Annotated in this window: 12 protein-coding genes; 9 read left to right on the top strand and 3 right to left on the bottom strand. The window is 38.2% G+C overall.

Annotation, left to right across the window (positions count from 1 at the left end):
* Position 1 precedes the first annotated feature (1 nt).
* The 3 genes from cls to J4856_RS13355 all read left to right on the top strand — a co-directional run bounded on the left by cls (position 2) and on the right by J4856_RS13355 (position 2,804).
* Positions 2–1,423 carry a cardiolipin synthase gene (gene cls / locus J4856_RS10835; protein ID WP_025837858.1) on the top strand — a complete coding sequence of 474 codons (1,422 nt, stop codon included), beginning with the start codon at positions 2–4 and terminating at the stop codon, positions 1,421–1,423.
* Positions 1,424–1,838: 415 nt separating this feature from the next.
* Positions 1,839–2,492, top strand: a complete 654-nt coding sequence (locus J4856_RS10830) for a hypothetical protein (protein WP_025837857.1) — start codon at positions 1,839–1,841, stop codon at positions 2,490–2,492.
* A gap of 189 nt (positions 2,493–2,681) precedes the next feature.
* Entirely contained in the window at positions 2,682–2,804 is a 123-nt protein-coding gene (locus tag J4856_RS13355; RefSeq protein WP_262502741.1) for a hypothetical protein, read from the top strand.
* A gap of 712 nt (positions 2,805–3,516) precedes the next feature.
* Here the strand turns inward: J4856_RS13355 and rsmD are convergent.
* Both rsmD and J4856_RS10820 read right to left on the bottom strand, forming a co-directional pair.
* Positions 3,517–4,047 carry a 16S rRNA (guanine(966)-N(2))-methyltransferase RsmD gene (gene rsmD / locus J4856_RS10825; RefSeq protein WP_025837853.1) on the bottom strand — a complete coding sequence of 177 codons (531 nt, stop codon included), beginning with the start codon at positions 4,045–4,047 and terminating at the stop codon, positions 3,517–3,519.
* 8 nt (positions 4,048–4,055) lie between these two features.
* On the bottom strand, positions 4,056–4,868 hold the full coding sequence (locus tag J4856_RS10820) for a DUF3822 family protein (protein ID WP_025837851.1): 813 nt from the start codon (positions 4,866–4,868) through the stop codon (positions 4,056–4,058).
* A 226-nt stretch (positions 4,869–5,094) separates the two neighbouring features.
* On the opposite strand from J4856_RS10820, the gene J4856_RS10815 reads away from it, so the two are divergent.
* From J4856_RS10815 to J4856_RS10790, 6 genes are all read left to right on the top strand, one after another.
* Positions 5,095–5,598: a CidA/LrgA family protein gene (locus tag J4856_RS10815; RefSeq protein ID WP_025837849.1), complete on the top strand. Its 504-nt coding sequence runs from the start codon at positions 5,095–5,097 to the stop codon at positions 5,596–5,598.
* Positions 5,598–6,347: an LrgB family protein gene (locus J4856_RS10810; RefSeq protein WP_065367727.1), complete on the top strand. Its 750-nt coding sequence runs from the start codon at positions 5,598–5,600 to the stop codon at positions 6,345–6,347. The genes J4856_RS10815 and J4856_RS10810 overlap by 1 nt, the downstream gene beginning before the upstream one ends.
* Positions 6,348–7,158: 811 nt before the next feature.
* A complete protein-coding gene (locus J4856_RS10805) occupies positions 7,159–7,911 on the top strand; it encodes a GLPGLI family protein (protein WP_025837848.1) in 753 nt (250 codons plus the stop codon).
* Positions 7,912–8,372: 461 nt separating this feature from the next.
* The gene (locus J4856_RS10800) at positions 8,373–9,128 is read left to right on the top strand and encodes a GLPGLI family protein (RefSeq protein WP_025837843.1); all 756 of its coding nucleotides are present in this window, start codon (positions 8,373–8,375) and stop codon (positions 9,126–9,128) included.
* Positions 9,129–9,138: 10 nt separating this feature from the next.
* The gene (locus J4856_RS10795) at positions 9,139–11,691 is read left to right on the top strand and encodes a carboxypeptidase-like regulatory domain-containing protein (protein ID WP_065367728.1); all 2,553 of its coding nucleotides are present in this window, start codon (positions 9,139–9,141) and stop codon (positions 11,689–11,691) included.
* 750 nt (positions 11,692–12,441) lie between these two features.
* Complete coding sequence (locus J4856_RS10790; RefSeq protein WP_025837841.1) at positions 12,442–12,765, top strand: hypothetical protein; 324 nt, start codon at positions 12,442–12,444, stop codon at positions 12,763–12,765.
* A gap of 216 nt (positions 12,766–12,981) precedes the next feature.
* On the opposite strand, the gene J4856_RS10785 is transcribed toward J4856_RS10790, so the two are convergent.
* Positions 12,982–14,052, bottom strand: a complete 1,071-nt coding sequence (locus J4856_RS10785) for a DUF4249 domain-containing protein (RefSeq protein WP_025837839.1) — start codon at positions 14,050–14,052, stop codon at positions 12,982–12,984.
* Positions 14,053–14,055: the final 3 nt, after the last annotated feature.

Here is a 14,055-nt window from a genome sequence, read left to right as displayed (position 1 = left end):
TATGATCTATGTACATTGGGTATTCTTAGCAATCTATGTCGTCATCATCATCATGGTGATGGTACGCGTGTTGATGGCTAACCGGCAGCCAGCCAAGACAATGGCATGGATGTTGGTGCTGACGTTTATCCCAATGTTAGGTATCATTCTTTATTTCTTCTTTGGTCAGACAACACGTAAAGAGCGTAAGATATGGCAGCATAGTATGGACCAGCTGACGAAGCATTCCATGTTGGAGTTTGTTGAACAGAAACGACTCCATCTGCCTGTTGAGTATCGCGAACTCATCAAACTCTTTATGAACCAGAACTGGGTCTTACCATTTAAGAATAACGAGACCGAAATCTTTACTTCTGGATATGAGTTCTTCCCTTCGTTGTTGATGGAGATTGGTAAGGCTGAACACCATATCCACTTAGATACCTTTATCATTGCCAGTGACTCTTTGGGGCAGATTGTTGCGGATGCTTTGATTGATAAGGCACGACAAGGGGTAAAAGTACGTATTATCTATGACGATGTGGGCTCATGGAAAACAAAGAATCGGTTCTTTGATCGTATGCGTGCCGAGGGAATAGAGATATATCCTTTTATGCCCGTACGCTTCCCTGTGTTCACCAGTAAAGTGAACTATCGTAATCATAGAAAGATATGTGTCATTGATGGTGAGGTAGGTTTTATTGGTGGTATGAACATCGCCAATCGTTATGTGAAAGGTATAAAGAGGCTTGCTTGGCGTGATACACATGTAAAGATAAAGGGTGCTGCAGTATATGGTTTGCAACGTGCTTTTCTTATTGATTGGTTCTTTGTTAGTCGTGAGTTGATAACCGATCATATTTATTATCCTATTAGTAAGGTAGCTGAGAATGATTGTCTTGTGCAGATCGTCACCAGTAGCCCAACCAGCTTGTGGCCTGAGATTGAGCAAGGCTATGTAAGAGTTCTCGCCAGTGCTAAGCGATATGTCTATATGGAGACACCTTACTTCCTCCCTACTGACCCAATTCTCTTTGCTATGCGCACTGCGGCTTTGTCGGGAATTGATGTAAGACTGATGATTCCATACGAGACAGACACAAAGATTGTGGAATGGGCTTCACGCACATACGTCTTAGATACGGTAAAAGCAGGTGTAAAAGTTTATTTATATAAGGCTGGTTTTAATCATTCAAAACTTCTTGTTGCCGATGATAGTATAGCAACGATTGGTTCGACTAATGTTGACTTCCGTAGCTTTGAGAATGACTTTGAAGCTAATGCCTTCTTCTATGATAAGAAAATAGCTTTGGAAGTAAAGGAGATCTTCTTGAAGGACCAAGAGGAATGTGTTGCGCTTGAAGATGTACGGAACCTAACACATCGCTCCTTCCTACAACGACTTTGGGAATCTATGGTAAGATTGTTGAGCCCATTGTTGTAAAGGTAAAAAGTAAAAGGGTAAAAAATCTTTGAGCGGTGACCCTCACGCCACGCTTATGGCTAATGAGTTGACAAGTTGCTTGTAGAATGTATGATTGAAGATACAAAGGGCACACGCTCCCCAATCGCCGGCTTCACCTCCCAACCCTTCTCCTTCATAGAGGAGGAGTGCTGGGAATGATTTGCATGTAAAGAAAGTATCATCTTTTCTTGAATCAGTCCCTCAATAGATACATAAAGCTTATTACATCATCGCTTTATACCGTAAAGTCAAAGTGGACACCCAATCGGCTTAAAAATAACAGAATCAATTTAAAACGTGTATCAAGCTTGGAACATGCACAAAAAGATTCTTACCGTGGTAAGAATAGCACCGAAGTGGGCCAGAGAAGAGTATAATTTAAAAACAAAATAAGATGTTTAGCTTTTTTGATAAAAATAAAATAGAGGAACAGGATATCTCCTTTCTTAAAAATGTGATTTGCATCTTGCCAAATAGGTGGAACTTTCTCCTAGAACAAATTAATAGCAAACATATTATAGGAAAATGTAAAAATAAACATTATGGAAAAGGATTTTATAGTTTAATTCTCAATAGAGAATACCATGATTATAGTGATTACAACTATCCCGAGTTAGTAACACTGTCAGGTATTCTTATTTGGAATAAAGAAAGACAAGTGTATGTAGAAGTGCAACTAGATATTTCGTTTGGTACAATAATTGGTTATTATTTTAATTCGAAATATAATTCTCTAGATTGGCATAAAATCTGTCTAAATACGCTAGAAGAAAATACATGTGCAAATCATTCAAACGGAAAGAAAAATATCATACATTTTTTTCTGCAAAAACTTTCTTTAGAAGAACAAAAGAAAATAGATATAGGTGATATTAATGAACTTGAGATTGGAGGGAATATATATTATACTATTAAAAATTTAAACGATGGAGATTATATAGCCATTAATAATGCAGGAGAAGTCTTCTCCATAACTCATACTCCTTTTGAAGTAAAGATGTTATCCACCTCTATTAGTGCATTTTTCAACAAACATCGTGACTATTAATCTATGTTGGAAATATCAGGTTGCATATACCTATTAGTAAGGGTGTTGGTCATATGCTTCTGTCAAGCTATCTTAAAAAGGCTACAGCAGAGGCCAGCCATAACTATACTGTTGTTTTACAAAAATTAGAAAAAAATACAGTCACGGAGAACTCCTAAAGTGAAATTAATTAGGAACGATAAATCTGCTATGAGAGAAACAAAAGAATTATATGGAACTTTGGTTACATTTACAACAGGAGTGGAGACAATACAAAAAGAAGTTGGAAAGAAAGTACAATCACAATTACCTAAAGATTATGGCGGTCAATAAAATGGAGTACAAACAGGTACATAGATATCTTTTTTTAATGATTTTAGCTTGTGCTATATATTTATTCTACAGTATTATAGTTGTTTATTATAACACTCAAGCATTAAAATCTGGTCCAATTAAGTCGTTTAAAGTAGTGTCTGAACATAGCCCAAGTTTAACCGGCAAAAATATTTTTCATAAATTTTCGGGATGTTTTATGTAGTATTAATTTCATAAAAGACTGATAGATAGCGAGTTACCCCTTTAGTGTGATTGACCAGTTTTGAGTTGACAGGAAGAAAAGTTGTTAGACCTTTTTGTGCAAAATAATTCTACAACCTCCCTTTGTTCCAAGCACCAACGGTGCCAACGTGGTTTCCAAATCTTTGTCTTTAACGACATCTTCTTTTGCTCAGTCCTCTGTGTTCCATTTAAATAGGAAAAGTTCGTTTAAGATCCTTTCGAACTCCCCTTTCATCTATTCAATGATATATAATAATTGATTTAGTCCTCCGCACGATATGTGCCAAGCCTCCGCACCATTCGTGTTGGGCGTCCGCACCAAACATGTAGAATATCAGTAGGACAAAGAAGGGTGTAGCGAGATACCTCTTTTGGTTTGCTTGACAAGTTGTTTGCCCCGTTACGTTCCTTTTACATGCGAATTATTCCCTTCACTCATGTATGTTAAAAGAATATGTCCCCTTTTGTACATTCTGTTCTTACTTAGTTACTTGAACAATGAGAAGTTGACGCTACCATAACTTCTATGTTCGAAAAAGTGGGGGTGAGTGGAGAAATCATTGTTCTTGCCATGTTCAAAGACAAGTAGGCCATCTTCTTTTAATAAGTTATGTTGGAAAATGAGTTCTGGAATCGTTTCCAACTCTGGTAATGCGTAAGGAGGGTCAGCAAAGATGAGATCAAATAGTTGATGACAGCTTTTCAAGAAACGAAAGACATCGCCTTTTATAAGAATATTATCCTCTGTGCCAAGCTTCTCCATACACTGACTGATGAAACGGGCATGGTCACGGTCTTTCTCCACACTAACCACCTGTCGGCAGCCACGTGAGAGAAGTTCGAGAGAGATGCTCCCCGTACCAGCAAAGAGGTCAAGGGCAGTTGTCTCTTCCCAGTCAACATAAGCGTTGATGACATTAAATATATTCTCCTTGGCAAAGTCTGTTGTAGGACGAGCCTTAAAGGTACGTGGTATATCAAAATGCCTACCTTTATATTTTCCAGTTATGATTCGCATATTTTCTTTTATTCTAGATAGATAGCTTTCATATCGTATGGAAGTTCCTTCCGTTTCGCCAGTTGGCTGTTACTAAAATAAACTTCTTGATTGATAAGCCTGCAGAGCTTCAGATGCTGCTTTGCTTTGTCAATGAACCCATTCAGATAAGGCGTGTCACCAATAAGACACAGTTCATCTTTTTCGGTGTCCATTCCAGTCAACTTCCATATATAGAGGAGATAATACAATGCATCATGTTCGTTCTCCACCTCGTAGGAATTACTGAAACGAAATCTGTTTTGTTGAAAACTGAATACTTCCATACGCTTCTCGTGGAAATAAGCAAAGAGTTTTCTCCGTGGACCAGTATACAGATGGCGATAGATATGTGTCCATACCGACTGCATAAGTGGTTGTATGCGAATGTCCTTGAAATGGTCGTCGATAACAAGTTTGAGGTCTTTGTTAATTGCAAAGACGGCAATAGCATTCAAATCAGGAAGGATACTCGATAGAATCTCTTCGTTGCCTTGCCTATGATAGGTATGATGATAGAGTGTTTCGATATCCTGCGTGCCAAAGTCATCAATAGGCATGAGCATCACTGGTGTATCCATCTCTGCTAACAAACGTTTATATCCACTCTGCAGCAATTCCGATACCTTGAAGGCTTCACGCAGGTTGGCAGCAACGGAGATACCCATATTCATCTCGTAAGGCTCATAGACGAGCATGCCATTCTCTTGTGGGTCGCCCACCGCAAATGCCATGTTGTTCCTGCTAAATCTGATGGTAAGTCGCAGTTTCTTATCGGATATATTGTTATCAATCTCTGTCATTGTGGAAGTCGTATAACTTTTTATTGTTTGCAAACTTACGCAAAAAAATCCGATTACGATTGTTTTCCTATTGACAAATATCATCTTATAGGCTATTAGTAAGTATTAAAAAGAGGAAAAACAGCCGTTGATTCCTAAAAAAGCTATAACTTTGCACTCGCTTATTACATGCAATAACTATTCAATCGGCCATAGCTATGGTAGTGTTGAATAATAACGATTTCACATGGCAAGACAGTTTTTTGTTATCTTCGGATGCTTAGCATTGGGAGAGTTTGTTGTTTGGGCTACAGGAATAAAGCTGCCGTCCAGTATCATTGGTATGCTCCTTCTCACGCTTTTTCTAAAGTTGGGGTGGGTGAAGTTAGGTTGGGTAAAGCAGCTCTCTGAGATTTTGATAGCCAACCTTGGTTTCTTCTTTGTACCACCTGGGGTGGCGCTTATTCTCTATCTTGACCTTATTAAGGCGCAGTGGTTCCCTATTGTCACCGCCACTGTTGTCAGCACACTCTTGGTTCTTGTTGTTACAGGACAGATGCATCAGCTTGTCATAAAGTTTGAACGTCGGCTGATGGCGATGGACTTACTTCATCATCGTGCGCATGCACGGAAGATGAAGGAGGCATTGGAGCAAGAAAAGGAGTTTGAAGCGATGGAAGAAGCGGAGGAAATAGAGATAAATAAAGCTTTGCACGGACAAGAAACACTAACTAACGCGGAGGATGAATAATGAATTCATGGGATGAAACAATTGGTCAAACCATTGACCTTATACAGGATGGTAAGGATATCTTTTCCAATCAATATGTTATTCTAGCATTGACATTTGCGGTTTTCTTTTATATCCGTCGTTTACAGCAACGAACGGGCTGGATGTTGCTTAATCCTATTTTGATAGCCATTGTGCTTATTATTATTTATCTCAAGATTACAGGCGTGTCATTTGGTGTTTATAAGCAAGGTGCACAGCTCATAGATTTCTGGCTTAAACCGGCGGTTGTTGCCTTAGGTGTACCGCTTTATCTTCAGCTCGATGCGATAAAACGATTGTGGTTCCCAATCGTGATGTCACAGCTTGTGGGCTGTTTGGTGGGTATCGTGAGTGTTGTTTTTGTAGCCAAACTTTGTGGTGCTCCAGATATCATCATACTCTCAATGGCAAGTAAATCAGTTACAACACCTATTGCTATGGAGGTAACGCAGAGTCTTGGAGGTATTCCTTCGCTTACGGCTGCCGTAGTAGTAATCACGGGTATTATTGGTGCATTAGTTGGTTTTAAGACCTTGTCTTGGGGGCATGTCAATAGTCCTATCGCTCAAGGTCTTTCTATGGGTGCTGCTTCTCATGCCGTGGGTGCATCAACAGCGATGGCATATAGTAGTAAGTATGGTGCTTTTGCCAGTTTGGGTATTACGCTCAATGGTATTTTTACAGCTCTGCTCACACCAACTATATTACGCCTGATTGGGGTTATTTAGGGGGCTTTGTGTTATAGCGTGATAAAGTCTACTAACGTAAGAAGGAATTTATATACACTATTCCGCGAATAGTTTTAATTTCGTTTTGCTGTCACATTTAACATTTTGTGTAATCCTACTGTTACATAATAAGTTAACTAATGAATTAGGGTGACAGTAGTGACAGCAAAATTATTTTTACTGGGAAATGCTTTGTAATCGACATACTGTGTTAGAGTATGCAGAGACCGTTAACCCAAATCGGTAGGAAACTATACTATAGTAAGAATTATAGTTTATGTTTTATGACTTTTTATGACTATTCTGATAAATGCGTAGATGTTTTTCGTATAGCGTTAATGGAAGAATCGAAGTTATGGTTCTATAACGTTTCGTGTGGGTAATAGGTTTTGATTAGTTCGTAATATAACATATTACTACAATAAAGTTTTCAGTTTTAGAATATCTTTCATACTCTCTTTTTTGCTAATAAAACTCATGACTTCGAAAATCTAAGGTCTGTCTATGAATGTAACGGAAATTATACTATGCAAGTTTCTAAATCTACCTGCACGAAACGTTACAGAGCAAAAAATCCGATGCCTATATCTCCAAGAATATTGAAAGGCGGAGGCTGTAAGTTTTTTGTAATTAACCACTATTTTTTCCTTTTTCTTGACATAACCTTAGTAAATAAATACTATCTTTGTACCCGAACGAGTTGAAAAGCCAAACAATGGTCAACACCATAAGTATTACTACCTGACACTAAGGCCTGAGAACATCTTAATATTTTTTTAAGTTAAGTCATATCAATAAAATTCTAATTATTATGAAGTTATACTCCGTCTGTATCACGTTTATGTTGTCTCTGCTTAGTTGCTTTGGACAAGAGACACATATCATCGAACCGAGCATTCTCGAAATCAGTTATCACACAAAGTATCTTAACAGTTATGATGACTATGCACTTAGGATAGGGAAAAATGTAAGTGAATACTTTAGCTATCATACTTTACGCTTCGATTCCTTAGGGAGCAACCCTGAGACAGTTGAAGCGGTAATTAACGAATGGATAGAAAGACTCGAAAGTAAGAATCAAACTACTAAGGTAGAAAGTCCTAATAGTGGTGATTATCTTTACAGAAATCTTGAAGAAGGAAAAATGACAACCTACACACAGGTCTGGGACTCTCATTATAAGATAACAGAGGACATACCCACACCGGAATGGGTTATTCACGAAGACAGTACACGAAGTGTCATAGGCTTTAATTGCACGATGGCGACCACACATTTCCGTGGACGAGACTGGAAGGTGTGGTTCAGTGAGGAGATTCCTTTACCGCTCGGTCCGTGGAAATTAGGTGGACTACCCGGTTTAATCTTAGCTGCACATTGCGATGGCTATTTAGACATAATTGCAAGTAACATTAAAAGAGAACAGTTGTCACCTGTCAAGTTTTATAATTTCTGGAAAAAAAAGTATAAGGATATAGACCGACTCTCTTATTTAAAAAAGGCTTCAGACCCTACAATCTACCCAAAGAATACAACCATGACTCCCAAAATGGAGTTAGAATAAGATATTACTGATGAAGAAATATATTACCTTATGTTTACTTATCCTACTTGTACAGTCAATAAGTGCACAGAGGATAGTGGAAGGTGTCGTTACTGATGTAGGAGGACACCCTGTGTCTGCAGCTATTATCAAGACTATAGATGCAACCACAAAAAAGACATTACATTTCTGTCAGACAGATTCTAAAGGAAAATTTACTATCACAGCACAAGAAGGTAATATTCTATCCAAAAGAGCATCAATAAAAAAGCACGTTGTGAATTTATTTTACATTATCCACAAAAGCTATAAACACAACTACTATTCCTCTTACATAATACGCTGCAAATTATTGAGCCAAATAGTTGCGCCGTATTGAATATTATTATATATTTGCAATATCTAAATCAATGAGACCTATAAAGAAAAGAGACTAATGCACAGTGGATTATCTCTAAACACGTTAATCAAAAATAATGATTATGAAATTATACTCTTTCTGTATCACATTCATGTTGTCACTGCTTAGTTGCTTTGGACAAGAGACACATATCATTGAACCGAGCATTCTCGAAATCTGTTATCACACAAAGTATCTTAACCGTTATGATGACTATGCGCTTAGAATAGGAAAGAATGTAAGTGAATATTTTAGCTATCATAATTTACGGTCCGATTCCTTAGGGAGCAACCCTGAGACAGCTTTGGCGATAATTAATGAAGAGATAGAAGCTGCTCGCAATAAAAATAAGACCATTCCGACAGTAGGAGGTCCTAATTATAATGATTATCTTTACAGAAATCTTGAAGAAGGAAAAATGACAACTTACACACAGGTCTGGGACTCTCACTATAAGATAACAGAAGACATACCCACACCGGAATGGGTTATTCACGAAGACAGTACACGAAATATAATAGGGTTTAATTGCACAATGGCGACAACACATTTCCGTGGACGAGACTGGAAGGTGTGGTTCTGTGAGGAGATTCCTTTACCGCTCGGTCCGTGGAAATTAGGTGAACTACCCGGTTTAATCTTAGCCGCGCATTGCGATGGTTTTTTAGACATAATTGCAAGTAACATAAAAAGAGAGCAGTTGCCACCTGTAACGTTTTATAATTTCTGGGAGAAAAAGTATAAGGATATAGACCGACTCTCTTATTTAAAAAAGGCTTCAAACCATACGCTCTATCCAAAGAATACAATCTTTATTCCCGAAATGGAATTAGAATAAGATATTACTAATGAAGAAATATATTATTTTATGTTTGCTTATCCTACTTGTACAGTCAATAAGTGCACAGAGGATAGTGGAAGGTGTCGTTACTGACGTAGGAGGACACCCTGTGTCTGCAGCTATTATCAAGACTGTAGATGCAACCACAAAAAAGACATTACATTTCTGTCAGACAGATGCTAAGGGGAAATTTACCATTACAGCACAAGAAGGTAATATTCTATCTATTTCAGCAATAAGTTATAAAAAGCAGGAATTAAAGGTTACAATGGATATGCCTGCACAGCATATTACATTAGAGGAAGATACGAAAACGTTATCGGAGATAACTGTAAAGGCAAAGCCAATTAAGATAAAAGGTGATACGATTCAATATCTACTCACTACCTATAAAAAAGAAGGAGACCGAACATTGGCTGATGTTCTTGCGCGTGTCCCGGGCTTTGATGTGAATAAAGAAAATGGCGAGATACAATACGAGGGTAAGTCTATCAGCAACTTCTATATAGAAGGTATGAATCTGATGGGAGGGAAATATGGCTTGGCAACAAAGTCATTGCCTCAAGAGGATGTAGCAACGGTAGAAGTAATGAAGCATCATCAACCTATCCGTGTGTTAGATGATTTTACTTATTCTGACGATAACGCTATCAATATCAGAATGAAGCAAGGGGCTAAGGCACACTGGGTGACGACCTATAGCGGTGGCATAGGACTAAAGAGTCATGGAGGATTGTGGAATTTTGAAACCTTTGCCATGCGTCTGAAGCCTTCTTTTCAGACAATTCTCACCTATAAGACAAATAATATAGGTAAGAATATAAGGAGAGAGACGGACAATCTTTTAAGTTTTAATGAGCTACAAAGTCCTTTGTCAGCTATGCTCTCTCTTCCTTCACCATCGCCTTTATTGCTCAAAGGACGTTCATTATTTAACCGCACACATGTAGTTAGTTTGAATGCACTACAGCGTATAGATGAAAACTCTCAGGTAAACGTGCAGATTACATTTGTCAATGACCGTAATGAGGCTACCTCTTTGCGCCATTCAGACTTTTATACGAATAGCGGTATAAGGACAATAGAAAACAGAAAACAGTATTTGGAGAAAAGTAATGACCTCTTTGCAAAGATAAAATACGAGAATAACGCTAAAAATCATTATCTTAAAAATGAGCTTTCTGGTGACTTTTCTTGGAACAAACAATGGCTGAATGAACAGGGGACTCATCCGCATAAGATGATGGGTAATCTTCCGATTTATACATTAAAAGATAATTTCAGTATAATGAAGAAATATGGCAAACGCCTTATTACTCTGCAATCAAAGAATATAATGGATGTACGTCCGCAACAACTATATGTCGATTCACTGGTACAGTCTATTAATCAACATTACTATGAAACGAATACGGACGTAAGTGGAAGTCTTAGAATAGGTAGATTTATTCTATCAGGAGAAATAGGAGTAAATGCAGGAGAACACCGCTTCACTTCTGATTTAGTGGGAGTTCCAGATAGTATTGGACTACTGATGGGCAAAAGCAGCTTTACATTTGCAAGTTTCTATACCAATCCGAGCATTGAATATACAGTGAAGGACTTTAATTTCACATTATCTGGCGATATGTCGTACAACCATTATAAGTATAGTTTAGATAATGGTCAGTCTAAATTCTTATTCTCCCCTAACCTCCGTATAAGATGGAAAGCCACAGCATCATGGACATTCTCGGCTGATGCATCTATTAATACAATGCAGATTAATGCTGCCCAATTTTATCCAACGTTGGTACTGCAAGATTATCAATATATGAATAAAGGTCTGGCAGGCTATAATCTAAACAAAGAGAAAAGCGTAGGAGTAGGAGTTGTTTATAGCGATGCTCTGAAAGGTACTTCTATACGATTCCGCATATCAAAGTCGTTTGGAGACTCTCCTTATACATCAACCCAAGATTTTGTGGGCAACTATATCGTAGAATCACTGACACAAGGAGACACGAAGTACAATAGCTGGAATATGTTCCTAATGGCTTCGCAAGGAATAGGCTTCTTGAAAGGAAAGCTAAATGTAAAGGCGTTATATAATGCCATGAATAGTTATATGGTTCAGAATAACCAACGAATGCCTTACGACACAAAGAACTTAAATATAACCTCTAACCTTGATATAGGTTTAATAAAGGGTGTAGATTTAACTTATAAACTTACTTATGGCTTTCATCAGATGAAGATGCCTGCTTTCGGAAAGACTTCTAACCTAAATAGTTGGAAGCATGAGGGAAGACTTAGAGTACCCCTTTGTAAGGTCTTAAGTCTGGAAACTTTGACGGAATACTATCATAACGAGATTGCACAAAAGGAGTTTAAGGATATGTTCTTTCAAGACTTCACTTTGATATTTAAAGCCAAACACTTCGACCTGAGTCTTGCGTGGAACAATGTCTTTAATAATAAAAGCTATAGCTATGGGCTTAACAATACGCTTTCAAGTAGCTTTAGTAATCAAGACATTAGAGGTAGAGAGCTGATGCTTAGTTTTTATTATAAACCTTGATGTCCATTCCTCACACAAGTAATTGTGGATGTGGGTATCAAAAATAGGCTTTAATTTTAATACGCTTAACGCACATTAAATCCCTACCCTTTCATATACAGCAATGGTGTTAACCCTTCGCACATGTGGTGCATACCATCCGCACCACATGTGCTAAGCATCCGCACCACATGTGCTAAGCCTCCGCACCAAACCGGTGGAATATCAACACACAACCCACACGATTCGTTATAGAGCCAAAGAAATTGAATTTCATAACACCAAGAGAATCCTTTTACGAACTGATTAAGTAAATTTGTACTTGCTAGTTGAATTCACGTATGCAAGTTCAACATAGAACTGCAATTTTTGGTGCAGGTGTAGCCTAATAATCTATACCTGAAAACACCGAGGGGTTTGGGGGCGAGCAGCCCCCATGTAAGAGATAATTCAACAAGCAATGCATAAAAACAAAAAAGGGAGACCTCTGTCTCCCAAGGATTAATTAAATTTGCATTGTGACGTACAAACAATTAACCTCGGGGCAAAGTTACACAATTTCTGTACTACTCCAAAATAGAACAAAACAAAAAGACATCGCCAAGGCGATAAATGAAAAAATATTATACTTATGGTAAAGAGTAGCTTTGGAGACAAACCAAAAGTACAGATATTTTTCTACGTATTATATGAACGTATTTCTGTCCTGAACATCGTAAGAATATAAATAACTATATGTAATTTTATAACAACTAAATGAGTTATTGAGCAATGAAAACCTATGAATTCCATTATTCTATTCATGAAGTGGACGGAAAAGAAGTTGAGTTAATTGAATGTACTACATGGCCTCGCCTAGATGTTCAAGTCATACGTACTACACCCGAACGCTTTGAGGAGGATTTGAAAATCATTAAAAGTCGTGGTCTCTATGGTTATTCTCCGCTGGATAAGACTTTTATCCTTCTGCATGCAGGCGGTGAGGGCAATGGTGAATTAACTCAAAGTAATGTCAAAGAGATTCTCAACGGCATGAAAGAGATTATGAATGCGGCTGTGAGATGGTGGATGAAAAACAAAAACAATATCAAATAACAAGAGGAGGGTGCGTCAAAACTCCATTTTAATAAACATGAGCTTATAAATTGAAACTTGCTCGCTTTTAAAAGCAATAAAAAGAGCCATATCATCACTCGAATACTGGGTTTGATATGGCTCTTTTATTTTTAAAGTTACAAATTGTAACTTTGGTCTGTCTTTATTTTAGTTTTGACACACCCTCTGCTATGTTAGTTTGTTGGCTTTTCTTTTCTACCTCCTTTGCATATTAAACCCAGCGCAAATTCCCATACCATTCTTCACATTGCTGTAAGTAGTACGGATGTTAGATAGACCTGCTTGGGCAAGAGAGTTGTTTGAAACATCGTTCAACGCCTGCAAGAAACGGTAGTAAGCAGGGGTGATATGATAGAGTTCTACCTCCACACCTTCCTCGATATTATACAATCTCTTCAACTCCTTCGCTGCCTTATCAGACATATTTGTGGCACGCACAAACGGCTCAATGTTCAGATGAAGGGTATAGGTCTTGCCGTTGATAGTAGCATCATCAAAGATATAGAAGTTCTGATAGAAGTCACTACTGAAGTCGAAATCGTCGTCTATATCAGACAGTGGATTCAGCAATGGTTCACTTGCCGTAGTAATAGGCACATAGAAGTTATCGTACTGATATTCGATAGAGACGCTATCCCATTGTTGATATTTGCTCGTCTCTAAATATTCGTCGTAATCATAGTAGACTCTTACTACCTGCATTTCTCCTCCCATATTACGGTAGCATGCCACATAAAAATTGCGCAACATCTTCCTTCTCACACATACAGCATAGTAGTCGTGTGTCTCAGCAGGGTCGGTGAAGGTTGCTTGCAGCTGTAGGAAGTCTTTTACACTTGACGAAGGGTCTTCCTTCATACGCACCATGCGCGTCGCAAGGTGGCTTATACCAATGGCTTGTGGAATCTCTGTAGATGCCTCAACAGCCTCTAAGCCTTGTGCTTCAACACGCAACTGCACCTTGTCGCCTGCTTTCTGCTTTCCCACAACACGATAGCGACCATTGCCTAAGGCTGTCACCGGCATGGTTTGTCCGTTCAACTGATAGCTGATAGCTGCATCGTCAATTAGCACATTCTTCTGTGTTGCGTTATATTGTTTCAAAGGTATGCTACGTGACACTGTGATATAAGTGGTGTCAGCAGTAGAAGGCATACAATAGACAACCAACTTTGCCTTTGCCTCAGGCAGGTTGCTGACGCTGAATTCATCCTTGCAACTCATTACCGACAGGGCAAGGAAGAGGAAAAATAATATCTTTTTCATACT

The organism is Prevotella scopos JCM 17725 (assembly GCF_018127785.1).
Lineage (GTDB): Bacteria > Bacteroidota > Bacteroidia > Bacteroidales > Bacteroidaceae > Prevotella > Prevotella scopos.
The sequence above is the reverse complement of the archived record's forward strand: the minus strand, read 5'-3'. Positions and strand labels throughout refer to the sequence as shown.